Raw genomic sequence first — 255 nt, forward strand, 5'->3', positions numbered from 1 at the left:
ACATGAGCGTTCTCGCGCGCCGGCCGCCCTGACTGGAGCACCTCATTGCGCAGTGCACCCAGGGTCGGGCGCGGTTCTCCCCCGGCGGTCCGATTGGCCCGCAGCCACGCGGCAAGCTGGCGCAGGTAGCTCGCATGGTTGCGCGCCGTGGCCGGATGCGTGTTCGATGCGCCCTGATAGGCCTGGATCAATGCCTCGTCGTCAACATTCGTGACGCCGCCGCGCAGAGAGTCAGGGCCGGGAGCAATACGCGGC

General features: G+C 69.0%; 1 protein-coding gene. It reads right to left on the reverse strand.

The annotated features are described in order from the left end of the window. Positions 1-191: hypothetical protein (locus CFB39_RS40620; RefSeq protein ID WP_218829822.1), on the reverse strand; the 191-nt coding region annotated here is incomplete at its 3' end. Positions 192-255: the final 64 nt, after the last annotated feature.

The sequence above is a fragment of the Burkholderia sp. AU6039 genome, assembly GCF_002223365.1.
Lineage (GTDB): Bacteria > Pseudomonadota > Gammaproteobacteria > Burkholderiales > Burkholderiaceae > Burkholderia.